The organism is Rhizobium sp. C4 (genome assembly GCF_021026315.1).
Taxonomy (GTDB): Bacteria; Pseudomonadota; Alphaproteobacteria; order Rhizobiales; family Rhizobiaceae; genus Ensifer_A.
In genome coordinates, this window is the sequence record NZ_JAJNCX010000011.1 from 1 (window position 1) to 21,895 (window position 21,895).

Consider the following 21,895-nt stretch of genomic DNA (forward strand, 5'->3'; position numbering starts at 1 on the left):
GAAACCCTTCCCGCTCGGCATGGTGCTGTCCGCCTGCCCGGAAATCGTCAATTACGGCCCCGGCGGCCATGTCACCAGCTGGCGAGACCTGATGTCGGCGGCGATCGTGGTCCGCTCCATGCTCGGCGTCTCGCCATCTGCCTATGAGGAGGCCTGCGGCATCCTCGGACCGGAAAACGCCGCCACCGTGATTGCCTGCATTCTCGAACGCGCCGGGCATATCAATTCGGCCGGCGGATACTTGCGTGACCTCTCGCGTCGTGCCGAACGCGGCGAGTTCTCGCTGGGACCGATGCTGATGGCGCAGATGCGAGGCCAGGCGGGGGCGAAGGTGGGGACGACGTCGAAGGCCGGGTGAGGCCGCTGCGGGGGCCGGCGGAACCGTGTTTTCGGCCTGATTGTGGATGGCTTTCCGGACTGGTGGTTGTTCGCATTGCGGCGGCTGCAACGCGGGTGAGGGACGGTGTCCCTTCGGCTGAACGCCGGCTGAATGTGGTCTTCAGCTTCCGTTCCAAGGCGGGGTCCTACAAGGGAGACGTTCAACCGCGGTCCCATCCGCTTCAGGAGATTACGTCATGTTCCGCACGTCTTTCATTGCCACCGCTCTCGTTGCGCTTGTCGGCTTCAATGTTGCCGCTCCCGCCATGGCCAACGATGTCCGTATCGAACAATATGGCTGGAGGAACTCTGCCGGCGGCGCGCAGGAAGGCTATTCGAACCGGATCAGGACCTACCAGAACGGCGACTACAACCGGCTGGTCGGTCGCCAGAATGGCCGGCACAATCTGTCTGCCATCGGCCAGGAAGGCTATAACAACTATGGCGCCACCTATCAGAACGGCAACCGCAACACGGCCGGGATCGGCCAGTTCGGCTCCAACCACACGACCATCCTGACCCAGGACGGCAACGGCAACATCGCCGCCGGTGTTCAGGTCGGCCACGGCTGCAGCGCCAATGTCAGCCAGGGCGGCAATGGCAATGTCGCAGCCTTCGTCCAGGCCTGCCCGTAACGGGTGATGAAACGCGCGACGCGCCAGAAGGGATGACGCCCATGACCAACAATGTCACATTTCCACGACTGATGGCTGCCTGTGCACTGGTCCTCGTTCCGGTGGGCGCCGTCGCCACGATGACCGCCGCCAAGCCGATCGACGGCGCAGGCCTTTGCGAAATCAGCGCAACGCCCTCGGCAGGCATGGTCAGGCTCGATGCGCTTGTCCATGCCGACAAGGCGGTCGCCGGCAGCTACACGTTCCGGGTCGAAAAGACCGGCGGTGGCGGCAGCTCCACCATCAACCAGGGCGGCGATTTCGGCGCCAGGGCCGGGCAGACCGCAACCTTGAGCTCCGTTTCGCTCGCCGCCCGGGGCGCCGCGTACAAGGCAGCGCTTGACGTCACCATCGACGGCAAGACCGTGCGCTGCACGAAGCAGACCGGCGGCAACTGACCGGACCTCGCCCCCAACGGATCGGGCCTTGCCGCCCGCAACCACTGCCCAAGGGGCGCCGGACACCGGCGCCCTTTTTCGTTGTCCGGTCCCCGCGGCTGAACACCAACTGAACGCGTAATTCCGGCTCCGTTCAGCCTGACAATGCGAAGGTTGATCATCGCTCAGGACAGCGTTTTATGGAGAGAGAAATGACCCGCACCGCGATCAAGCTTGTGACTGTTGCCCTTCTGGCCGGCACCGTGGCCATGCCCGCATCGGCCTTTGCGGGTGGTCACATCTCGTTCAACCTCGCACCCGGCAATCAGCGGGATGCGGCGCTGTTTTCGACCGGGCTTCGCGCCTATTCGCTGTTCCGGGGCTTCAGGGATGGCGACATCCGCCAGTCGGGCAATGGCAACATGGCGGGGCTCGCCCAGGGCGGCCGGGGCAATCTCGGCTTCATCCAGCAGCAGGGCAACGGCCATTCGGCAACGCTGCGCCAGAACGGCAACAACAACGCCTATGGCATCTTCCAGTATGGCCGCAACACGGAGGACGACGTCGTGCAGAACGGCGACAACCGCAGCGGCGCCACCTTCAGCTTCGGCTGGTGAGGGACTGTTCCGGGCAGCGCTTGGCGGTTCGATTGGCCGGAGGCGGTGTCTATGGCCGCTTTGCTCCGGCTTTGAGCCGCCCGACGGAGGGCGCAAGATTTGTCACTGTTGCGCAAGGTGCTTGGATGTTGAAACTCGCTGTGGTTCGACGAATTCCAATCGATAGCGATACTCGCAAGTTATCGTGAGTGATCACTTGGAAAACCGGTGATCGATACAGTGAATCGATTTGCCCGCTTGGCTTTCCTTAACGCTCTGTTTACCATGATTTCAAGGGCTTGGCTGTGCAGGCGATCGGCTTTCCCGACAGCCAAAGCCTGCCCGTCAGGCGAGCTTCAGCGTGTGGACGATCTTCCAGTCTTCGATCGGGATCGACTGGGCGGAGTTGACGACGGCGATGGCGTCGAAGCGGATGGGGTGGCCGGAGAAGTCCTGTTCGAGCTTGGCGAGCACCGTCTGTCGCTGCTCCTCGGTCACGCCATAGGCGAGCGATATATGCGGCATGAAGGTCTCGACCGAGCCGGTGCCGAAGGCGTCGACGGCGGTGGCCTTGAGCGCCTTCAGTCGGCCTGCGGGCGCGAAGCCGGCATAGAGCGAGCGGAAGAACTGCGGTAGGCCGTGGATGCCAGTGACGGGGGCGGAGAAGGCCGTCTCGCCGGCAAAATGCGTGTCGAGAACATCGGCCAGGTCTTCCGCCGAGCGTTCCATATCCTCGACGAGCGTCAGATGCGGAATGAAGCGCTGTGTGTGCAGCCGGGCGGAGAGCCGGTCGACGGTCGCCTGAAGCCGCTCAAGATCGGCGGCGGAGGGCTGCAGCCAGATGGAATGCCAGTTCGTCATTTGGGAATACCTTTCGTCCTTCACCCGGCGGAATGTGTCCGGTCGATCTTCATCGCCCGCACCGTGTCGCGCATGATCAGCGGCACGTCGAGCTGGGAAATGATCGGCGGGGAGGCGGGGTTGTCGAGCCGCTGGTCGAGAATGCGCAGGATCTCGCGGGCCTGTTTTTCGGCGCTCTGCTGGAAGGTGGTGAGCCTGTAGGCGCCCCAGTTTGCCTCGGGGATATCGTCGAAGCCGATGACGGAGAGGTCGTCGGGAATGCGAAGCCCCAGCATGTTGCGCGCATAGTCCATGAGGCCGAGCGCCATCAGGTCGTTGACGCAGAAGACGCCCTCGACCCGCCGCGCCGGCGAGAGCAGCAGCGAGGCGGCGAGGCTGCCGCCCTCGTAGTCGGTGCGCTCCGCCCGCTCGACGAAAACCTCAAGGCCGGCATTCCGCGCCGCCTCGACATAGGCCTGTTCGCGCTCCAGCAGGTTGGGGCTGCCGACGGCGGAAGTGACCATGCCGATGCGGCTCATGCCGCGCGCGGCAAAGACCTGCACGGCGGTGGCGGCGGCGAGCGCATTGTTGACGCGGATATGGTCCGGGCCTTCCTCGTTGCGGCCGATGGCAATCAGCGGCTGGCCGTTGCGCTGGGCAAGTTCGATGAAGGCGCGCGATGGCATGCCCGAAAGCACGATGGTCGCCTGGGCGCGGTAGCGCAGGAGGTTGGCGTGGGAGGCCTGACCCGCAGCCGTGCCGTCCGTGGTGATGAGAACCGGCACGCGGCCGCTTTCGACCAGCAGCCGGGAAAGGGTCGAGATCTGCAGCGAGCGGAAGGGTGTCTCGGGATCGGAGGCGATCATGCCGACGAGCTGGCTGCGGTTTGCGAGCAGCCCGCGCGCCAGGTCGTTGACCTGATAGCCGAGCTCTTCCGCCGCCCGCAGCACCTTTTCCCGCGTCGCTTCCGAGACGCTGGCGCCATGGGTGAAGGTGCGCGACACGGCCGAGCGGGAGACGCCGGCGCGTTCTGCCACTTCATGCGCGCTGATATAGCGCGGCGATGCGTCTGTCTCGCCCTTGTCCCGCATCAGCGCCCCACCTTGGAAAGCACGTCGGCCCTGAGAAACCGTTCGATGACGAGCATGAAGGCAATCGACGGCACGAGCAGGATGAGGGCGGTGATCGAGGCGATCTGGTAATTGCCGCCGGAGCCGGCGGTGTAGAGCAGCAGCGGCAGCGTCGAGATATCCGGCGCGCCGACGAAATAGGTGCCGGTGAATTCGTCGAGCGATTCCAGGAAAACGAAGACGGCGCTGGCGAGCAGGCCGGGGGCGGCGATCGGCAGCGTCACGTCGCGGAACGTGCGGAAGGCCGAGGCGCCCATGGAGCGGGCGGCCTCCTCAAGCTCGCGGTCGATGGCCGAGAAGGCAGCCGTTGCGATCCAGACTGCATAGACGAGACCGTGCGTCACATGGACGAGGACGACGCCGACGACGGTGCCGTTGAGGCCTATCTGGTAGAAGAGGCGGGCGATGTTCACATAGACCGGCAGGTTGGGAAAGGCCTGCGGGATGAGGAGGACGAGCAGGATCGCGCCGCGGAAGGGCAGCTTCAGCCGGGCCAGCGCATAGCCGGCGGGGACGGCAAGGCCGATCGAAAAAATGACGGTGAGGCAGGCGATGATCACGCTCATCGTCAGCGAGGTCGTGGCATTGCCGCGCGGCGAAAACACGCTCACCCAGTAGGAGAAGCCGTATTGCAGCGGCAGGGCGTGTGGGAAATACCACTTTTCCGCCACGGCCCAGAGGACGAGATTGGTCAGCGGGCCGAAGATGGCGAAGGCGAGCAGGCCGAGACCGAGCGCCCGGGGTATCCACTTGAGGTCGATCATGGTCGTTCTCATCGATGTTCCCTCATCGTCTGGCGCAGATAGACCCATGCGACGAGGCTGGTCGTCAACAGCGATATGACGCCGAGCGCATTGGCGACGCCGTAATCCCCATAGGCATTGATGCGGAAGGCCATGCTGGCGGTGATCATGGTCGGCGATTGCGCGTTGATCATCAGCGGCACGGAAAGCACCGACATCATCGTCACGAAGCTGAGGATGAGGCCGACAAGCAGGGTGGGCAGCACCTGCGGCAGGATGATCTCGATGAGAATGCGCAGGCGGCTTGCGCCCAGATTGCGGGCGGATTCGATCATCGAACGGTCGAGCGAGGCCATGGCGCCGGCGAGAAGCAGGGTCACGAAGGGCGTCTGCTTCCAGACAAAGGCAATGACGATGCCACGCCAGTCGAGAAAGCTGGTCGTCTGCATGGGCGTCAGAATGCCCAGCTGCATGAGCATGCTGTTCATCAGACCGTTCTTGGCGAGGAAGGTGCGCAGGATCTGGCCGACCACGATGAAGGGCACGAAGAGCGGCCAGCGATAGAGCCAGCGCAGGATGGCGACGGCGCGCGGATTGGAGCCCAGCGTCAGGTAACCGCCGATGGCGATGGAGAGAAGCGCGATGAGGACAGCTGAAAGACTGATAATGACGATCGTGAAGACGATGTCGCTGCTGTAGAGCTCGAAGGCCTTGTGGAAATTGGCAAAGCCGAACTTGCCGTCAACCGCGAAAGCCCCGGTGATGGAACTCACCAGAGGTACGACGAAGAGAGCGAGCACGATGACCAGTGCCGGCGTGACGAGCAAAAGGCCTAGGAGCGGTATCGGCATGGGGGTTCACCCGGTTTCCGTGTTTCCTGAAATCCTGCCGCCGGTGGCGGAGGAGGGTGCCGGGCGCAGGCGTCAGCCCCCGCCCGGCGATGGGATCGATCAGTTGCCGACCTGGCGCTCATAGGCTTCCAGGATCGCCTTGTTGTAGGGCGCGATCGGGAAGGCCTTGCCGTTCTTGGCGAGGTCAGCCGGGCCGATATCGGTGAAGAGCTTGTCCCAGGTTGCCTTGTCGAGCTTCGCCTGGACGTGCTGGGCGTCGATGCCCGGATACCAGTTGAAGCGCTCGACGATGCCCTTGGCCTGGACTTCCGGGCTGGTGGCGAGGTTGACGAACTTCTCGGCCAGATCCTTGTGGGCAGCCTTTTCCGGGATCGTGTAATGCATCGGCTGGCCGGGCATGCCGGGCGCGGGGAGAACAAGCTTCATGTCCGGCGGCAGCTTGCCGGTGGCCTTCCAGCTGTAGAACATGTCCACCCAGACCGGGCCGATGGCGATTTCGCCGCGGCTCAAGAGGTCGAGCGTGCCGGCGTTGCCGGGCGTCAGCGTCGCATTGGTGGTGAATTCCTTCAGCTTGGCGAAGGCGGGCGTCCACTTTTCAGCTTCCGCGGCGTCGAACGGACCCTGCTGCAGCTTGTCGCCATCGCCGGCAAAGGCATAGATCCAGCCCATGACGAAGCTGACGCCGGAGGCGCCGCCCTTGATGCCGTTATAGCCGAACTGCTTCGGATGTTCCTTCGCCCAGGCGACGAGCTCTTCGTAGCTCTTCGGCGGAGTGGCAACGAGCGCCGGGTTGTAGGCAAGCGCCGTCTGGCTGTTGAACATCGGCATGACATAGCCGTCGACATTGGTGCCGAGCGCCATCTTGGCGTTCTCGCGCGTCACCAGCTTGCCGCTTTCGATCTTGTCGCGATACTTTTCGAGATAGTGCTTCTCGACCATCGGGCCGACGAACTTCTCGTGCACGACGGCAACGTCCGTGTCCCAGGTGGGAACATTGGCGCCGGCCTGCGCGTCGAAACGCTCGAGGATCTTCTGCGAGCCGGCGTCGCCGGGGCCCGTGCCGACGGCGCGAACCTTGACGCCCGGGTTCTGCTTTTCAAACAGCGGCCCGAGATAGTCGTTGATGTAATCGACCATGTTCTGGTCGCCGGCCGTCATGACGGTCAGCTCTTCAGCCATGAGCGGCGAGGTTGTCAGCCCGAGGGCGATCAGGGAGTAGGCGAGGGTTTTCATGTCATCTGTCCTTTTTGAGGTGATTACACACATCTGTTGAAGGGCATGCGGGGTATTGAACGAGTGATGCGGAAAGCCCGGAGAGGCTTTCCCGGTGGCAAGGCGCGCCACGCTCCTTTCGGAGGCGACGCGGCCCGCCGGCCGTCATGGGTGGGGGAAGATGTAGAGCGCCGTTTCCGGAACCGTGATCTCGACGGCCGAGCCCTCGTCGAAGCGGGTTGCGCTGTCGACAATCAGGCTGACCTCGCCGAGATGCACGACATGACGCCAGAGCCCGCCCGGATAGCTGACCTGCGCCACCGTGCCGGTGAGGACGAGCCCATCCTGAATGGAGGCGGGCGGAGCGCCGGCCGCCGCCATCTGCACCGCTTCGCTGCGGAAACGGGCAATGGCCTTGCCGGAGGAGAGCGTGCGATCGCCGCGGTTGATCACGGCCTTGCGGTTGTTGGGGCCTTCCGAAATGCCGATGCTGCTGCCGAAGACGTTGATGTTGATCTCGACAACATTCTCCGCGCCCATGAAGGCGGCGACGAAGTCGGAATTCGGCTTGTTGTAGACCTCCTGCGGGGAGCCGGCCTGGGCGATCTCGCCGCCATTCATGATGACGATGCGGTCGGCCATCACCATGGCTTCCTCGCGGTCATGCGTGACATGGACGGCGGTGATGCCGAGGCGTCGCTGCAGCGCGCTGATCTCGTGGCGCACGGTGAGGCGGATGCGGGCATCGAGGTTGGACAGCGGCTCGTCAAGCAGCAGGATATCCGGATTGATGGCAAGCGCCCGGCCGAGCGCGACGCGCTGGCGCTGGCCGCCGGAAAGTTCGGCCGGCTTGCGGCTTCCCAGCGCCTGCAGGCCGAGAAGCGCCTTCATCTCGTCGATGCGCTGGCGTGCGGTTGCGGCCTCGACGCGACGAAGCTTCAGGCCATAGCCGATATTCTGGTCGACGCTCATATGCGGCCAGAGCGCATAGGACTGGAAGACCAGTGCCATGCCGCGCTTGTCCGGCGGCTGGCGCGTGACGTCACGGCCGCCGATCGAGATCGTGCCATGGGTCGGCGTGTTGAAGCCGGCAACGGTTCTGAGCAGGGTGGTCTTGCCGCAACCCGACGAGCCGAGAAGGGCGACGAATTCGCCCTTGCGCACGGACAGGTCGATCCCTTTCAGGATTTCATTGTCGCCGTAGCGCACGCGGGTCTGCGATATATCGAGATAGCCTTCCATCGGTCCCTCCAATACCAATGAAATTTGCACAGCTGTGCAAAAGTTTTATGACACCCTTTGCTAAAACAGGATCAAAGGGTGGCTTCACGCATCGGCGCGAAAATCGGAATCGATTTTCGTAAAGCACGATGCGTCCATTCAACGCGCTAGCGCACCTTCTCCCGGGGTGCGGCAAGCGGTATGCGCATGATCTCGCTGATCGGTCCGGCGAGGCCGGGGACCGAGGCAAGCACGGGGCCGCCCTGCAGGATCTTCTCGCTGCCTTCGAAGCTGCAGACCCTCCCGCCTGCCTCCTCGACCATCAGCAATCCCGCAATGCAGTCCCAGGAATTCATATGCCGCTCGGCATAGGCCTCGTTGCGGCCGTCGGCCACGTAGGCGAGGCCCAGCGCGCCGGAGCCGGCGCGGCGGACGTTGAAGCCGAAGTCGAGCAGTCCGCTCATCGTGTCGAGATAATCCTGCTTTGCGATGCGCGACGACCAGCCGAGTTCGATCGTGGCGGCCTGTGCGGCCGAGACGCCGGACACCCGGATCGGCTTGCCGTTGAGCGTCGCGCCGCAGCCGCGCCGGGCAAAATGCAGCTCGCGGAGCACGGGATTGAAGATCGCGCCGAATTCGGCGCGGCCGTTCTCCACATAGGCAATCGCGATGCAGAAATGCGGAATGTTGCGGGCGAAATTGGCCGTGCCGTCGATCGGATCCACGACCCAGAGCGTGGCCGCATCACCGCCGCCGCCTTCCTCGCCGAAGAAACCGTCACCCGGAAAGGCCTCGGCGATGGCGCCGCGCAGGAATTTCTCGCAGCGTCCGTCGAATTCGGTCAGATAGTCCTGCGGCCCCTTCATCTCGACGGCGCGCGCCTGTCCGAAGCCGTCCATGACCAGTTCGCCGGCGCGAACGATGATCTTTCTGCAGAAATCCGCCTTGTCGGTGAGCATGTGCCTCATCCATTGAACCTGAGGCCAGGATGTTTGCACAGCCGTGCAGCGTTGTAAATGCCCGCCGCGCCGGAGCATGTCGGCAAGGCCGGCAGAAGCCCGCCCTGCGGGGCGGCTCCGGTGCTTCTCAGACCGGGGCTTCCCACAATTCGATGTAGACGTGGTCGTTGTCACCGGCCTCGGCCAGTGCGGTGCCGAAATAGACCGCCTTCCCGAGATGGCCGTGCTTGCCTTCCGGCACTTCCAGTTCGGCGCGGGTGCGGCCGAAGAAGCTGCCGTCCGGCTGCGCCACCATGCGCCCGGCATTGGTCACCATGACCGGCGTGCCGTCTTCCAGTTCCAGGCAATAGTGGGCTTCGATCGCATACGATCCATCGGGAAGTGCGCGCGCAAAGTCCGCGCCGCCGGGCAGGATGCGGCCGCTCCAGCCGGCACCCACGGCCTCGCCGCCGATGATCGGGAACATGGCGCGGGTGGTTCCTTCCGTGGTTGCGAATTCCAGCGCCGCGCCAATATCGGCGCGGATGACGCAGGCCTTGCGGAGCGTGGGGACGCCCGGTGTGCGGCTGGCGCCGAGCGTCGTCATGTCGGCAGTGAGCATCTCAGGCTTCATGGGTGATCCTCCCGTCGCAGACGGTCATGCGGATGCCGATCTCCGCGATCTGGTCAACCGGCGTGGCTTCGATATCGGCGGAGAGCAGGACGAGGTCGGCCAGCATGCCGGTGCGGAGCGTCCCCGTCTTCTCCTCCATGTGGCCGGCATAGGCGCCGTTGCAGGTGAAGGCGGCCAGCACCTCGTGGAGCGGCAGGCGCTGGTCGGGCAGGCCCGGCAGATGCGGCTCGCGCGTCAGCGCCGTCTGGATGCCGATGAGCGGATCGATGGCGACGATCGGCCAGTCGGAGGAGAAGGCGATCTTGGCGCCTGCCTCATGCAGCATCCGCCAGGCATAGGCATGAGGCGCACGCTGCGCGCCGATGCTGCGGCTCGTCGGCGTTTCGCCAACGGGAGCATGGAGCGGCTGGACGGAGGCGATGACGCCGAGTTCGGCAAAGCGCGGGATATCGGCGGGATCGATCATCTCGATATGCTCGATGCGGTGGCGGCTGTCGCGCGGCCCGTTGGCCTTGCGGGCCGCCTCGTAACCGTCGAGCGCGATGCGCACGGCAGCATCGCCGATCGCGTGGACGGCGATCTGCATGCCGCGGCGGTCGGCCTCAACGGCCGCTTCGGCAAAGGAGGCGGCATCGAAGATCGGGTTGCCGCGCAGGCCGGGACGGTCGGCATAGTCGTCGAGCATGGCGGCGGTGCCGCTTTCGATCACGCCGTCGATGAAGATCTTGACGCGGCCGCAGGTCAGCGTCTCGCCGGTAAAGTCCCGCGTCATGGCCGAAGCGCGTTCGAGTTCGCCAAGCGGCATGTCGCGCGTCAGGTGGAAGGGCACGGAAATGCGCGCCAGCAGCCCGCCTTCCGCCTCGACATCGCGCAGCAGTTCAAGGAGATGGCGGTTGCCGTCCATGTTGTGCATGGAGGTAATGCCCTTCGAGGCGGCAAACTTCATGCCTTCCTTCAGGATGTCGACGTCGTCGCGCCATTCTTCGGGCGTCGGCGCAACCGGCGGTTCGATGCCGGACATGCCGAGCATTTCGCGGCCGCCGGTGGTGCGCAGATCGAGAACCGGGAGCAGCGCGAACTTTTCGCGCAGTTCGCCGGTCGCCAGACCGTCCGCGCCGATGACGACTTCGTTGCCGACCGGCAGATCGCGGCCGTTGAGCAGGCCGGCAGCTTCCAGCGCTGCCGTGTTGGCGAAAAGCGTGTGGAAATCATAGGCCATGATTGCAATCGGCCGGTCGGGGCAGATGCGGTCGAGCACATGGCGGTCGAGCCGCGTGCCCTTGCCGAGGATTTCATAGTCGGCGCCCTGCGCCAGGAGCAACCCCTCGTCGGGCCTGGAGGCCGCAAAGGCCTGGAAGCCGGCGTTCAGCGCCTCGAAACCATAGATGCCCGGAAGCTGCAGCAGGGTCTGGCCATAGGCACCGGAAAAGAGATGCAGGTGGCTTTCGACAAAGCCCGGCATCAGGGTCGCACCATTGGCGTCGATGAAGCGGGTGTCGGGACCGGCATGGTCCATCACCGCCTCTTCGCTTCCCACCGCGATGATCTGGTTGCCGCCCACCGCGAGCGCCTCGGCATGCGGCATGCGACCGTCCATGGTCAGCACGCGGGCGTTCACGAAGATCAGCGAGGCTTTCATTCAGGTGTTCCTTTACGGATGGGATGGGAGATGCTGGCATCGTCGAAAATCATCTCGACGAGCGGCAGGATGCGGGTGCGCAGTTCCGCCTCGTGTTCGGCGAGCGTCTGATCGGCATTGGTGATCAGGCTGAAGAAGCAGGGCGCCCAGACGTCGTGAAACAGGCGGGCGAAAAAGTCCGGCGTGGCCGTCGTTCCCGACCGGGTCTTGAGCTCCAGACCACCGAAGAAATCCGCCACGACGGAGATCAGCGCCTCGGTGATGTTGCCATATTGCGAGGCAAGCTCGGTTTCCGGGTGGCGCATCGGCGCTGATTCGGCATAGCGCCAGACGCGCTTGTCGGCGATTTCCAGCGTCCGGCCCGACACGCGAACGAAGAGATTAAGGATCAGCGTGCCGAGATCCGTGTCGTCGGCCCAGTGAAGATGGCGGTCCTCTTCGCGTGCCGCCATCGTGCCTTCGCTGATCAGCGCGATCAGCACGCCATCCTTCGAGCCGAAGTAATTGAACACCGTAGGCGTTGAAATCCCGGCGGTTGCGGCGATGTCGGCCATGGTCGTCGAGTCGATCCCCTGGCGTTCGAACAGCATCTGCGCGGCCGCGATGATCTCATCGCGGCGCCTGGCCTTTTGCCGGCTGCGCAGGCCGATCTCTGCCCGGCTGGATGGACTTTGCTGAAGGGTCATATTTTCGTTATTCGCCATAAAATTTTTGTCTCGATAAAAAATTTGGTTGACTAATGTTATTTTGTCAATACGCATATTGAAAACCTATAAGGGAACGAAAAACGATGCTCGACATTCGTGGACTGTCCAAGCGGTTCGGCTATGGCAAGGGCGAGGTGACCGCCTTGCATGAAGTGTCCTTCTCGATTGCAGAAGGCGAATTCTTCACTCTTCTCGGCCCGTCGGGCTGCGGAAAGACGACGCTTCTGAGGCTGATTGCCGGTTTCACCGGCCCGAGTGGCGGCTCTCTGGTGCTCGACGGCAAGGATATCGCGGCGATGCCGCCGAACCAGCGCCCGGTCAACACCGTGTTCCAGAGCTACGCGCTCTTCCCGCACATGACCGTCGGCCAGAACGTGGCCTTCGCGCTCGAGGCGCAGGGGCGTCCCCGCTCCGAGATCGACCCGGCAGTCGACAAGATGCTGACGCTGGTGCAGCTCCTGCACCTGAAGAACCGCAAGAGCTCGGAACTGTCCGGCGGCCAGCAGCAGCGCGTGGCGCTTGCCCGCGCCCTCGTCGCCAAGCCGCGCATCCTGCTGCTCGACGAACCGCTCTCCGCACTCGACATGAAGCTGCGCAAGGACATGCAGATCGAATTGAAGCGCCTGCAGCGCGAGACGGGTCTGACCTTCATCTTCGTCACCCACGACCAGGAAGAAGCGCTCACCATGTCCGACCGCATCGCCGTGATGAGCGGCGGCCATGTGCAGCAGATCGCAACGCCCCGCGAACTCTATGACCGCCCGGCCAACCGCTTCGTGGCGGGTTTCATCGGCGAGTCCAACTTCCTCTCCGCAAAGGCCTCGGCCGGTGTTGTCGAGGTCGGTGAGGGCAGGGTCGCGCTTGCGGATGCCCCCGACGGCCCGGTCACGCTGATGATCCGGCCCGAGCATGTGGTGCTTTCGGCCAATGCGCCCGACGCTCTTGAGCTGCAGGCGACGGTTGCCCAGCTCGTCTTCTTCGGAACGGACACGCATGTGCATCTCGTTCTCGCCGACGGCACCAGGCTCGTCGCCCGCGTGCAGAACGCGCTCCATGGCGGCCAGAGCCTCAACGAAGGCGAGCGGATCACCATCTCGCTTCCCGCCAAGGCGCTGCGCGTCGTCCGGGACGAGGAGGTCGCGGCATGACCGGCGCAGACACGCTGCGCCGCTGGGCGCTCGCACTGCCCGCCGTGGTGGTGATCACGCTGTTCTCGATCCTGCCGCTCGGCGTGGTCCTCGTCTATTCCTTCCTCACGCCCGGCGATTTCGGCAACGTCAAGTGGATCTTCTCGACCGACGGCTGGTTCTCGGTCCTGTTCGAGCGCAACATCTTCGACGACACGATTGCCATTTCCGACGCCAATATCGGCATCCTCGTCCGCTCGATCGTCCTTTCCCTCATCACCACGCTGATCACCGTGATCTTCGGCCTGCCGACCGCCTGGTTCATCGCCACGCGTCCGGTGGCGCAGCGAAATTTCTGGATGTTCCTGATCACCATTCCGTTCTGGACCAACCTTCTGGTCCGCACCATTGCGGTGCAGGAGATGATCCGCTCGGACGGCGTGTTCAACCGCATCCTCCTGGGGCTCGGCATCATCCATGAGCCGATCCAGATGATGTTCAGCAATTTCGCGGTGCTGCTCGGGATGACCTATGTCTTCCTGCCGCTCATGGTCCTGCCGGTCTATGCGGCGATCGAGAAGTTCGATTTCCGCCTCGCCGAAGCCAGCTACGATCTCTACGCCTCGCGGCTCTTCACGCTCCGCCGCGTGATCCTGCCGCTGATCCGGCCGGGCGTCATTGCCGGCTCGATCCTCGTCTTCGTTCCCTCGCTTGGCGCCTATGTGACGCCGCGCATCATGGGCGGCGGCAAGTCGATGATGCTGGGCAACCTGATCGACCTGCAGTTCGGCCAGGGCCGCAACTGGCCGCTGGGCGCGGCGCTTTCGATCACGCTCACCGTCCTCGTTCTGCTGGCACTCATCTGGTACACGCGCCTCACCTCCGGACGCAAGGAGCGCAATCATGGCTAAGCGCAGCTTCGACGTCACCAGGCTGCCGGGAACGGCCGTGCTTGCGGTCGCCTGTTTCGTCATCCTCTACATCCCGATGGCAATCCTCGTCGCCTATTCCTTCAACTCCGGCAAGGTGATCGGGAACTGGGAAGGCTTGTCGCTCAAGTGGTACGGCTCGGCGATCCATAACCAGGCCTTCCTCGATGCAGCGATCAACTCGCTGATCCTGGCGGTCACGGCATCGGTCGTCTCGACGGTTTTCGCGACGATGGCCGCACTGGCCACCACCCGCACCGAAAAGTTCCGCGGCGAGGGGGCGATCCACATCATCCTCAACCAGCCGCTCATGGTGCCGGAAATCGTGCTGGCGATCGCGCTGGTGATCATCATCGGCCAGATCAAGCAGATGACCGGCTATAACGGGCTCGGCTTCCTGATCGCCGCCCACACGACCTTCTGCATCCCCTTTGCCTATCTGCCGATCCGCGCGCGGCTCGAGGGGATGGACCTCAGCCTCGAGACGGCGGCCGCCGATCTCTATGCCGGCCGGTTCTACACCTTCCGGCGGGTGACGCTGCCGCTTCTGGCGCCCGCGATCCTGTCGGGCTTCATGCTGGCCTTCGTCGTCTCGCTCGACGACCTGGTGATGAGCGACTTCCTGAAGTCGCCCGGGCAGGACACCCTGCCGACCTATCTGATGGGAGAATTGCGCCGCAATCTCACATCCGAGATCTATGCCATTTCCTCGCTTCTTCTTCTGCTCAGCGTGCTGATCGTTGCGGGGTCATGGGTAGCAACACGGAAGAAAGACTAGAAGTCCAGAGGAGAATGACATGAAATACGCAACCCGCATGGCCGCCGCCACCGCCATCCTGATGGCCACGGCACTCCCGGCACTCGCTGCCGGCCAGCTCAACATCTACAACTTCGGCCTCTACACGCCGCCGGACCTCGTCAAGAAGTTCGAGCAGGCCTATGACGTGAAGGTGACCGTCACCGAATACGATTCCAACGAAAGCGCGATCGCCAAGATCGAGGCCGGCGGACACGGCTTCGACATCATCATGCCGTCGGCTTACGTGGTCCCGACCTACATCCAGAAGGGCCTGCTCCTGAAGAGCGAGCCGTCCAGCATGTCGAACTTCAAGAATGTCGATCCCAAGTGGGTTGACGTGACCTGGGACAGCGGCCGTCACTACACGGTTCCGTGGGTCTGGGGCACGACCGGCGTGATGGTCAACACGAAGGTCTACAAGGGCGACATCAACACCTCCGCCATCATTCTCGACCCGCCGGCCGAGCTGAAGGGCAAGATCAACGTCGTCCCGGCGATGAACGACGTCATCGACATGGCGGTCGAATATGTCGGCGGCCAGCAGTGCACCACGGACAAGGCCGTCCTGAAGGCAGCCCGCGACAAGCTGATCGCAGCCAAGGCCTCCTGGGCTTCGATCGACTATGCGAGCTTCGAGAAGTTCATCAAGGAAGACCTGAACGCCTCGGTATTCTGGAGCGGTGCCGCCATGCGCATCCGCGCCGAGAACCCCGGCTTTGCCTATGGCTATCCGAAGGAAGGCTTCTCGCTGTGGCAGGACAACGTGGCGATCCTCGCCGACGCCAAGAATGTCGAGAACGCCAAGCTGTTCCTGAACTTCATCATGGCACCGGAAAATGCCGCGCTGATCTCGAACTACACGCGCTATGGCAACGCCATCGTCGGTTCGGAGAAGTTCATGGATCCGGAACTGCCGAACGCGCCTGAAATGAACATCCCGGCCAAGTTCAAGGACGCGGCGCATTTCCAGATCACCTGCCCGCCCGACGTTCAGCAGATCTACACCAAGATCTGGACCGAACTGACCAAGTAATCGCATCGATGGCCCCCAGGGGCCGGCGATCGAAGACGAGTTCACGGCAGCCAGCCCCGCTGGCTGCCGTTTTGCGTTGCGCAAAGCGGCTCAGACCGTATCGAGATAGAGCTGGTAGTCGAGCGGCGAGACATAGGCATCGAAGCGGGCGGCTTCCGCGCGCTTGATGGCCAGGAATACGCGGTGCATCGTCTCGCCCAGAACCTCCTTCAGAAAAGCAGAGGCTTCCGCCGCTTCGATGGCCTGCGCCCAGGTGCGCGGCAGTGCCGGCGCATCGCCGGGCGCCGAACCGTTGCCTTCGGCCGGTGCTCCCGGATCGCGCTGGCCGTCGAGGCCCTTCACCATCGCGGCAAGCGTGACGGCGGCGACGAGGAAGGGGTTCGCATCGACACCGGCGAGCCGCTGTTCCAGATGCCGCCCACCGGGCGAACCGGCGGGGACGCGAACCGCCACACCGCGATTGTTGATGCCCCAGTTCGGCGTGGTGGGCGCATAGCTCTGCGCCGAGAAGCGCCGCCAGGAATTGTTGTGCGGCGCCATGACCAGCATGCTTTCCGACACCGTGTCGAGCAGCCCGCCGATGGCGGCCAGAAGATCGGGCGAAAGCGCGCCGTTACGGTCGGCGAAGAGATTGCGGCCCTGGCTGTCGCAAAGGCTGGCATGCAGATGCATGCCAGAGCCGGCGCGGTCGGCGAAGGGCTTGGCCATGAAACAGGCCTGCATGCCGTGGCGCCGGGCGACGCCGCGCAGGAGGTGCTTGAGCGCCAGCAGGTTTTCCGCGGCTCTCATGACCTCGCCATGGTGCAGCGTCAGCTCGAACTGGCCCGGCGCATATTCGGAGATCAGCGTCTCGACCGGCAGGCCTTGGGCTTCCGCTGCCCGGTAGAGATCGCGGCTGAACGGCTCCAGCCGGTCCAGTTCCTCGACGCAATAGACATTGGTGCCGAAGGGGCGGCGGCCGGTGAGCGGCAGGCGGGCGGGCTCGGGGTCAAGCGATGGCCGTTCCGCGTCGATCAGGTAGAATTCCAGCTCGAAGGCCGCGATGGCGCTGAGGCCGCGGCCGGCGAGCGCGTCGATCTGGCGCTGCAGCACATGGCGCGGATCGGCCCAGACCGGGCGTCCATCCATTTCGTGAAGAGCCACCCGGAACTGGCCGCGCGGCGGATCGGTCCAGAGCGAGGGGGAAAGCGATCCGGCAATCGGCCAGGCGCAGCGGTCGGCATCGCCATCGGACCAGACAAGGCCGGTCTCGTCCACGTCCTCGCCGGTCACGTCGAGCCCGAGGATCGAGCCGGGCAGGTTGCGGCCGTTTTCCCAGATGCCTTCGATTTCGTGGCGGCGGACGATCTTGCCGCGCGCGATCCCGTTCGGATCGACCAGCATGAGATCGAAAGCCTCGATTTCGGGATGCGCGTTCAGGAAATCCTGCAATTCCTCGGCTGAGGCGCGCAGGTCTGGCGCCGTCGGACGGGCGGGCGCTTCAATCTTTCTCATCGGGCAGGCTCCAGCGGCAGGAGGTTGAGGACGTCCGCGAAGGCGGCGAGGAAGGCGGCAATGTCCGCTTCGGTGGTATCGGGGCTGACCAGCATCATGTTGTGGAACGGGGTGAGCAGGAAGCCGCGATTGAGCAGGGACACATGCAGGAAATTCTCGATGAGCACATCTCCCGCCGCCCGCGCTTCGGCGGCGTTGCGGACCGACGTCGGGCTGAAGACGACTTCGAGCCGCGCACCGACGCGCGCCGTGTGCCACGGCAGGCCATGCGTGGCGATCAGCGCCCTGATACCGGCATCCAGCTGCTCGGCGCCGGAGAGCATCCGCGCATAGTTTTCCGGCGTCATCAGCTCTTCGAGCGTCGCGCGCATGCAGGCAAGCTGCAGCGCATTGCCGGCGAGCGTCGTGCCGATGCCGGAATGGCCGTGTTCGGATTCGGGCCGGGCGGCAAAGAGCTTGTCGTTGACGGCCTGGCTCATGCCCCAGACGGCGGCCGGAACGCCACCGGCGACGGGCTTGCCGAGAACGAAGAGATCGGGCTCCAGATCATGCGCCCGGCCATAGCCGCCGGGGCCGGTGGAGATCGTGTGGGTCTCGTCGAGCAGCAGCAGCGTGCCGACCTTGCGGGTCTCGGCGCGCAGGAATTCCCAGAAGCCTTCCTCGGGAAGGATCATGCCGCAATTGGTCATGACAGGTTCTGCGATAACGCAGGCGATGTCGGTCATCGCAAGTTCCGCCAGCAATGCCGCCCGGTCGTTGAAGGGGATCATCACGGTCGTCAGGCTCGGGTCCTGCACCTGTCCGAGCAGGCTGCGGCGGGCGACCGTCTTACCGTCGACGAGATCGACCAGCGTGTCCTCGGCAGTGCCATGATAGCAGCCGTCGAACACGAGGATGCGCTTGCGGCCGGTGGCGGCACGGGCGGCGCGGAGCGCAAAGCGGTTGGCGTCGCTGGCCGTCACCGCCACCTGCCAGCAGGGCAGGCCGAAACGGTCCTGCAGCAGCTCGCCCACCCGCTCGACGTCCTCTGACGGAAGCATGTAGGTCAGGCCGCGCGTCTCCTGCCGGCGCATCGCCTCCATGACGGGGACGGGCGCATGGCCCAACATGGCGCCGGTGTCGCCAAGGCAGAAATCGACGATCTCGTTGCCGTCGATGTCGCGCAGGCGGTTGCCTTGCGCGGCTTCGATCACCATCGGGAAGGGCTGCGGCCAGTCGCGCATCCAGTGCATCGGCACGCCGCCGGAAAACCCGCCCCGGGAATTGCGGGCAGCCCGCGCAGCCGACAGCGGACGCCCAGCGCGATAGGCGGCGTTCTCTTCCGCGAGGCGGGTTTCGAGTGCGGGCCGCACCACGCTGTTGCGCGGGGTAGGGCCCGCCGAAACGGAGGTTGCCATTTTCTGTTCTCCCTTGTCCTGATCAGGCCGCGTCGCCGGACGTGCCGGACTTTCGGCCCGACCTTCCCGCAGACCGGCCCTTCGATAGCAGGCTATCGTTTGCGTCGGTAAAGATGGATTTCCCCAGCAGATCCATGCCGTCGAGGATATCCGCCTCGATGGCCAGCTTCAGCCGCGTGACATCACGCCGCTCGATGGCGTTGATGGCGATTTCGTGCTTGTCGGTCAGCCGCGCCGTGCCGACGAGACCATAGACCTTGCGCATGAACGGGCCGAACTGCATCCAGATGCTTTCCAGAAGGCGGGTCAGCACTTCCGATTGCCCGGCGCGGTAGATCTCGAAATGGAAGGCATAGTTGGCGGCCATGTAGAGCTCGGCGTCGCCGCTCTGGTAGCTGGCATTCATCTGGTCATCATGGGCGCGGATGCGGGCAAGGGCGGCCGTGTCGATGGCGCCGATCGCGCGCATGGCGCAGGCCGGCTCAAGCAGCAGGCGCGCCTGCATGAGCTGGTCGAAGCGGTCCATGGTCATTTCGGGGATGGAAACGCGGCGATTGTCATGCACGGCCAGCGCATTTTCCGCCGAAAGCCGCGCGATCGCCGCGCGCATCGGCATGACGCCGACGCCGAGATCCTCGGCCATCGCGCGCAGGCTGATGCCCTTGCCCGGCGGCAGCTTGCCGACGATGAGCGCATGGCGCAGCGTCTGATAGGCGCGATCCTGCATGGTTTCCGCCGGGGCCTGATCGTCGGTGCGGCTGACGCGCACGGTCAGGCCGGAGTTCTTCACGCTGCGCTCGGAGGGGGTGTTCAACCTGTCGCTCATGGTGATCCGGCATCGAGGAGCCGAAGGGCTCGGTTTCAAATTGTGATCACAATTATTATGAGGCCAGAGGAAATGCAAGCGGGGTGAACTGAGATTGCTCAAGGGGCATCAAGGCACTGGAATACAGGGCATTATGCTTGAAACCGCGCCATAAAGCGGCCTGAAATACATCTTCAGAATGCGGGGACGCGTTGGTTTCGTCGGAGATGAGATCACGTTTGGCCGCGAAAGTCCCGCCAACAGTCAAAATCGTGATCACAATTTTCCGGGCGAGCTGTCTTCCTTCGACCGAGACCGGCGCGACCCAAGGTCCTAGGCCATGCTCAATGCATCATGGGCGCAGGCACCCCATACGCTGATGGCGGACGTCCCGAGAGACATCCGCCATCAAGGTCTTGCGATGGTGCGTTTGCGGCGCGCCCGGATCAGAGCCCCAGCTCGGCGCGGATCGACGCGCCGTGCTCGTCCAGCATGGGCGGGGGAATGATGCCGCGTTCGGCCTCGCCGTCGAAACTGTAGGGCGCGCGCACGGTGGTGAACTGGCCCATCGTGGCATGCGGCACGGTCACGGCGATCTGCAGGTGTTTGGCCTGCGGGTCTTCCAGCGCCTCGTTGCTGTCATAGGCCGGCGAATAGGGGACCTCCGCCGTCTCGAGCCGGGCGCACCATTCGTCGCGCGGACGGGTGCGGAAGACCGGGGTGAGGATGTCGATGAGGTCGTCCTGATGTTTGATGCGTTCCAGCCGTTCGGCAAAGCGCGGATCGGTTGCCAGTTCCGTCTTCTCCGTCGCCTCCAGCAGTCCCTCCCAGAATTTCGGCGGCGAGGAGAGGTGGAAGGCGATCCACTTTCCGTCGGCGCATTCGAATGTGTAGGACTGGCTGACGACGGGGCGCGACAGCGGCCCCATCACTTCGCCTTCCGAGTAGAAATGCGTGAAGCTGTCGAGGTTGAAATGGCTCATCGCCTCCAGCATCGAAATGTCGAGCCGGCGGCCCTTGCCGGTGACGCCGCGTTCCACCAGTGCTGCCAGAATGCCGGTCGCGGCATAGTGGCCGGTGACGGCATCGGCGAGCGCCGGGCCGATGACGCGCGGCTTTTCGGGCGGGGTGACGAGGCGCAGGAAGCCGCTCGCGGCCTGCGCCACGGTGTCATAGGTCGGCCGGTCGCGGGCCGGCCCTGACGTGCCGAAGCCGGAGATGGCGCAATAGATCAGGCGCGGGTTGATGGCATGCAGCGCCTCCTCGCCGGCACCGACCTTTTCGGCGACGCCCGGACGGAAGTTCTGGATGAAGACATCCGCATTCTTGATCAGCGCCTGGAAGACCGCGAGATCGTCCTTGTTGCGCGTATCGAGCGCGATGGAACGCTTGTTGCGGTTATAGGTCTGGAAATGCGGCGAATAGAGCCCGCCCTTGAAGGCGCGGAAGGGGTCGCCTTCGCCCGGCCGCTCCACCTTGATCACGTCGGCGCCAAGGTCTGCGAGCTGCATCGCCGCCGCAGGGCCGGTGATGTAGGTGCCCATTTCGATGACGCGGATGGACTTGAGCGGCTTCATTCGGCGACCTTTCCGTCATAGCTGATCGCAAGATCGGCGTGGTTCGACATGATGAAGCCGATCGACCGCTCGCTTTCCTCGTAGAGATGCGCGGCCAAGCCTGCGGTGCGGGCCAGAAGCGGCACGGCCTTCAGCGCCGCCAGCGGCCAGCCGGCGTCGAGAATAACGGCGGGGATCGCGCCGGACACGTTGATCGGAAGCGGACGGTTCATGACCTTGGGCGCATGCTCGCCGAGATGGCGCAGCGCCGCGACATGGGCGCCGGAAATGCCGAGTTCGTCGGCGATTTCGAGCAGGCGGTTGGCGCGCGGATCGCCGCCTGAATGCTGCGGATGGCCAAGCCCCGGCACCTTCTGGCGCGCGGCCTTCAGCCCTTCGAGCGAGGCAATCGCCGCGCTGGCATCGCCACCGGCGGCCACGACCTCGGCGAGATAGCGCCCCGCGACTTCCGACGAGCCGGCCACGACCGTGCCCATGCCGAGAAGGCCGGCGGACATTGCCCCCTGCCAGGCCTCGGGCGCTGCGGCCAGCGTCATGCGGGCGGCCTGAACGGAAGGGACGAGCCCGTGTTCGGCAATTGCCACGAGGCAGGCATTCATCGCCGCCGTCTGGTGGGCATCCGGACGCACGCCGCAGACCAGCAGCCAGAAATAGTCGGTGAAGTCGATCTTGCCGATCAGGTCGCGGCAAAGATCCTCGCCCCTGACCGTGATCGAGTGTTCGTCCGACGTTGCGATCGCCGTGAAGGCGCCGTCCTGTTTTCCAATCCGCATCGATTTTCCTTTTCGGATAGC

Annotated in this window: 23 protein-coding genes; 8 read left to right on the forward strand and 15 right to left on the reverse strand. The window is 64.3% G+C overall.

Annotation, left to right across the window (positions count from 1 at the left end; translation table 11 throughout):
• The 4 genes from repC to LQK84_RS17805 all read left to right on the forward strand — a co-directional run.
• Nucleotides 1-358 (forward strand): plasmid replication protein RepC (gene repC, locus LQK84_RS17790; RefSeq protein ID WP_269072172.1); only part of this gene is annotated, 358 nt, incomplete at its 5' end.
• Between the two features lie 217 nt (nucleotides 359-575).
• Nucleotides 576-1,013 carry a curlin gene (locus tag LQK84_RS17795; protein WP_230830077.1) on the forward strand — a complete coding sequence of 146 codons (438 nt, stop codon included), beginning with the start codon at nucleotides 576-578 and terminating at the stop codon, nucleotides 1,011-1,013.
• Between the two features lie 41 nt (nucleotides 1,014-1,054).
• The gene (csgH, locus tag LQK84_RS17800) at nucleotides 1,055-1,450 is read left to right on the forward strand and encodes a curli-like amyloid fiber formation chaperone CsgH (RefSeq protein ID WP_230830078.1); all 396 of its coding nucleotides are present in this window, start codon (nucleotides 1,055-1,057) and stop codon (nucleotides 1,448-1,450) included.
• 191 nt (nucleotides 1,451-1,641) lie between these two features.
• Complete coding sequence (locus tag LQK84_RS17805; protein ID WP_230830079.1) at nucleotides 1,642-2,046, forward strand: curlin; 405 nt, start codon at nucleotides 1,642-1,644, stop codon at nucleotides 2,044-2,046.
• Between the two features lie 324 nt (nucleotides 2,047-2,370).
• Here LQK84_RS17805 and LQK84_RS17810 read toward each other — a convergent pair whose 3' ends face one another.
• The 10 genes from LQK84_RS17810 to LQK84_RS17855 all read right to left on the reverse strand — a co-directional run bounded on the left by LQK84_RS17810 (nucleotide 2,371) and on the right by LQK84_RS17855 (nucleotide 11,994).
• A complete protein-coding gene (locus LQK84_RS17810; RefSeq protein ID WP_230830080.1) occupies nucleotides 2,371-2,886 on the reverse strand; it encodes a 2'-5' RNA ligase family protein in 516 nt (171 codons plus the stop codon).
• A gap of 20 nt (nucleotides 2,887-2,906) precedes the next feature.
• Nucleotides 2,907-3,956 (reverse strand): LacI family DNA-binding transcriptional regulator, encoded by a 1,050-nt coding sequence (locus LQK84_RS17815; protein WP_230830081.1) that lies wholly within the window; start codon nucleotides 3,954-3,956, stop codon nucleotides 2,907-2,909.
• On the reverse strand, nucleotides 3,956-4,771 hold the full coding sequence (locus LQK84_RS17820; protein WP_230830082.1) for an ABC transporter permease: 816 nt from the start codon (nucleotides 4,769-4,771) through the stop codon (nucleotides 3,956-3,958). Before LQK84_RS17820 ends, LQK84_RS17815 begins: the two co-directional genes overlap by 1 nt.
• A complete protein-coding gene (locus tag LQK84_RS17825) occupies nucleotides 4,768-5,589 on the reverse strand; it encodes an ABC transporter permease (protein ID WP_230830083.1) in 822 nt (273 codons plus the stop codon). The genes LQK84_RS17820 and LQK84_RS17825 overlap by 4 nt, the downstream gene beginning before the upstream one ends.
• Before the next feature lie 99 nt (nucleotides 5,590-5,688).
• Entirely contained in the window at nucleotides 5,689-6,822 is a 1,134-nt protein-coding gene (locus LQK84_RS17830; RefSeq protein ID WP_230830084.1) for an ABC transporter substrate-binding protein, read from the reverse strand.
• 144 nt (nucleotides 6,823-6,966) lie between these two features.
• Nucleotides 6,967-8,043 carry an ABC transporter ATP-binding protein gene (locus tag LQK84_RS17835; protein ID WP_230830085.1) on the reverse strand — a complete coding sequence of 359 codons (1,077 nt, stop codon included), beginning with the start codon at nucleotides 8,041-8,043 and terminating at the stop codon, nucleotides 6,967-6,969.
• Nucleotides 8,044-8,189: 146 nt separating this feature from the next.
• Entirely contained in the window at nucleotides 8,190-8,981 is a 792-nt protein-coding gene (locus LQK84_RS17840; RefSeq protein ID WP_230830086.1) for an inositol monophosphatase family protein, read from the reverse strand.
• A gap of 127 nt (nucleotides 8,982-9,108) precedes the next feature.
• Entirely contained in the window at nucleotides 9,109-9,594 is a 486-nt protein-coding gene (locus tag LQK84_RS17845; protein WP_230830087.1) for a DUF3237 family protein, read from the reverse strand.
• The gene (locus LQK84_RS17850; protein WP_230830088.1) at nucleotides 9,584-11,233 is read right to left on the reverse strand and encodes an amidohydrolase; all 1,650 of its coding nucleotides are present in this window, start codon (nucleotides 11,231-11,233) and stop codon (nucleotides 9,584-9,586) included. The genes LQK84_RS17845 and LQK84_RS17850 overlap by 11 nt, the downstream gene beginning before the upstream one ends.
• Nucleotides 11,230-11,994, reverse strand: a complete 765-nt coding sequence (locus tag LQK84_RS17855) for a TetR/AcrR family transcriptional regulator (protein ID WP_230830089.1) — start codon at nucleotides 11,992-11,994, stop codon at nucleotides 11,230-11,232. Before LQK84_RS17855 ends, LQK84_RS17850 begins: the two co-directional genes overlap by 4 nt.
• A 29-nt stretch (nucleotides 11,995-12,023) precedes the next feature.
• On the opposite strand from LQK84_RS17855, the gene LQK84_RS17860 reads away from it, so the two are divergent.
• The 4 genes from LQK84_RS17860 to LQK84_RS17875 are packed head-to-tail and all read left to right on the forward strand — an operon-like array spanning nucleotide 12,024 to nucleotide 15,828.
• Nucleotides 12,024-13,088: an ABC transporter ATP-binding protein gene (locus LQK84_RS17860; protein ID WP_230830090.1), complete on the forward strand. Its 1,065-nt coding sequence runs from the start codon at nucleotides 12,024-12,026 to the stop codon at nucleotides 13,086-13,088.
• Entirely contained in the window at nucleotides 13,085-13,978 is an 894-nt protein-coding gene (locus LQK84_RS17865) for an ABC transporter permease (RefSeq protein WP_230830091.1), read from the forward strand. Before LQK84_RS17860 ends, LQK84_RS17865 begins: the two co-directional genes overlap by 4 nt.
• Entirely contained in the window at nucleotides 13,971-14,774 is an 804-nt protein-coding gene (locus LQK84_RS17870) for an ABC transporter permease (protein WP_230830092.1), read from the forward strand. The genes LQK84_RS17865 and LQK84_RS17870 overlap by 8 nt, the downstream gene beginning before the upstream one ends.
• A gap of 19 nt (nucleotides 14,775-14,793) precedes the next feature.
• Nucleotides 14,794-15,828, forward strand: a complete 1,035-nt coding sequence (locus LQK84_RS17875; protein ID WP_230830093.1) for an extracellular solute-binding protein — start codon at nucleotides 14,794-14,796, stop codon at nucleotides 15,826-15,828.
• A gap of 90 nt (nucleotides 15,829-15,918) precedes the next feature.
• Here the strand turns inward: LQK84_RS17875 and LQK84_RS17880 are convergent, their stop codons facing one another.
• The 5 genes from LQK84_RS17880 to LQK84_RS17900 all read right to left on the reverse strand — a co-directional run bounded on the left by LQK84_RS17880 (nucleotide 15,919) and on the right by LQK84_RS17900 (nucleotide 21,874).
• A complete protein-coding gene (locus tag LQK84_RS17880) occupies nucleotides 15,919-17,322 on the reverse strand; it encodes a glutamine synthetase family protein (protein ID WP_230830094.1) in 1,404 nt (467 codons plus the stop codon).
• On the reverse strand, nucleotides 17,319-18,719 hold the full coding sequence (locus tag LQK84_RS17885) for a transaminase (RefSeq protein WP_230830095.1): 1,401 nt from the start codon (nucleotides 18,717-18,719) through the stop codon (nucleotides 17,319-17,321). The genes LQK84_RS17880 and LQK84_RS17885 overlap by 4 nt, the downstream gene beginning before the upstream one ends.
• A gap of 22 nt (nucleotides 18,720-18,741) precedes the next feature.
• Nucleotides 18,742-19,545, reverse strand: a complete 804-nt coding sequence (locus LQK84_RS17890) for a GntR family transcriptional regulator (protein ID WP_230830096.1) — start codon at nucleotides 19,543-19,545, stop codon at nucleotides 18,742-18,744.
• A gap of 425 nt (nucleotides 19,546-19,970) precedes the next feature.
• The gene (locus LQK84_RS17895) at nucleotides 19,971-21,101 is read right to left on the reverse strand and encodes a CaiB/BaiF CoA transferase family protein (RefSeq protein ID WP_230830097.1); all 1,131 of its coding nucleotides are present in this window, start codon (nucleotides 21,099-21,101) and stop codon (nucleotides 19,971-19,973) included.
• The gene (locus LQK84_RS17900; protein WP_230830098.1) at nucleotides 21,098-21,874 is read right to left on the reverse strand and encodes a citryl-CoA lyase; all 777 of its coding nucleotides are present in this window, start codon (nucleotides 21,872-21,874) and stop codon (nucleotides 21,098-21,100) included. The genes LQK84_RS17895 and LQK84_RS17900 overlap by 4 nt, the downstream gene beginning before the upstream one ends.
• Nucleotides 21,875-21,895 lie beyond the last annotated feature (21 nt).

Bases quoted from the DNA above. Each gene is read 5' to 3' on its own strand.
- LQK84_RS17795 (WP_230830077.1), top strand. From the start codon at position 576: ATGTTCCGCACGTCTTTCATTGCCACCGCTCTCGTTGCGCTTGTCGGC.
- csgH (WP_230830078.1), top strand. From the start codon at position 1,055: ATGACCAACAATGTCACATTTCCACGACTGATGGCTGCCTGTGCACTG.
- LQK84_RS17805 (WP_230830079.1), top strand. From the start codon at position 1,642: ATGACCCGCACCGCGATCAAGCTTGTGACTGTTGCCCTTCTGGCCGGC.
- LQK84_RS17810 (WP_230830080.1), bottom strand. From the start codon at position 2,886: ATGACGAACTGGCATTCCATCTGGCTGCAGCCCTCCGCCGCCGATCTT.
- LQK84_RS17815 (WP_230830081.1), bottom strand. From the start codon at position 3,956: ATGCGGGACAAGGGCGAGACAGACGCATCGCCGCGCTATATCAGCGCG.
- LQK84_RS17820 (WP_230830082.1), bottom strand. From the start codon at position 4,771: ATGAGAACGACCATGATCGACCTCAAGTGGATACCCCGGGCGCTCGGT.
- LQK84_RS17825 (WP_230830083.1), bottom strand. From the start codon at position 5,589: ATGCCGATACCGCTCCTAGGCCTTTTGCTCGTCACGCCGGCACTGGTC.
- LQK84_RS17830 (WP_230830084.1), bottom strand. From the start codon at position 6,822: ATGAAAACCCTCGCCTACTCCCTGATCGCCCTCGGGCTGACAACCTCG.
- LQK84_RS17835 (WP_230830085.1), bottom strand. From the start codon at position 8,043: ATGGAAGGCTATCTCGATATATCGCAGACCCGCGTGCGCTACGGCGAC.
- LQK84_RS17840 (WP_230830086.1), bottom strand. From the start codon at position 8,981: ATGCTCACCGACAAGGCGGATTTCTGCAGAAAGATCATCGTTCGCGCC.
- LQK84_RS17845 (WP_230830087.1), bottom strand. From the start codon at position 9,594: ATGAAGCCTGAGATGCTCACTGCCGACATGACGACGCTCGGCGCCAGC.
- LQK84_RS17850 (WP_230830088.1), bottom strand. From the start codon at position 11,233: ATGAAAGCCTCGCTGATCTTCGTGAACGCCCGCGTGCTGACCATGGAC.
- LQK84_RS17855 (WP_230830089.1), bottom strand. From the start codon at position 11,994: ATGCGTATTGACAAAATAACATTAGTCAACCAAATTTTTTATCGAGAC.
- LQK84_RS17860 (WP_230830090.1), top strand. From the start codon at position 12,024: ATGCTCGACATTCGTGGACTGTCCAAGCGGTTCGGCTATGGCAAGGGC.
- LQK84_RS17865 (WP_230830091.1), top strand. From the start codon at position 13,085: ATGACCGGCGCAGACACGCTGCGCCGCTGGGCGCTCGCACTGCCCGCC.
- LQK84_RS17870 (WP_230830092.1), top strand. From the start codon at position 13,971: ATGGCTAAGCGCAGCTTCGACGTCACCAGGCTGCCGGGAACGGCCGTG.
- LQK84_RS17875 (WP_230830093.1), top strand. From the start codon at position 14,794: ATGAAATACGCAACCCGCATGGCCGCCGCCACCGCCATCCTGATGGCC.
- LQK84_RS17880 (WP_230830094.1), bottom strand. From the start codon at position 17,322: ATGAGAAAGATTGAAGCGCCCGCCCGTCCGACGGCGCCAGACCTGCGC.
- LQK84_RS17885 (WP_230830095.1), bottom strand. From the start codon at position 18,719: ATGGCAACCTCCGTTTCGGCGGGCCCTACCCCGCGCAACAGCGTGGTG.
- LQK84_RS17890 (WP_230830096.1), bottom strand. From the start codon at position 19,545: ATGAGCGACAGGTTGAACACCCCCTCCGAGCGCAGCGTGAAGAACTCC.
- LQK84_RS17895 (WP_230830097.1), bottom strand. From the start codon at position 21,101: ATGAAGCCGCTCAAGTCCATCCGCGTCATCGAAATGGGCACCTACATC.
- LQK84_RS17900 (WP_230830098.1), bottom strand. From the start codon at position 21,874: ATGCGGATTGGAAAACAGGACGGCGCCTTCACGGCGATCGCAACGTCG.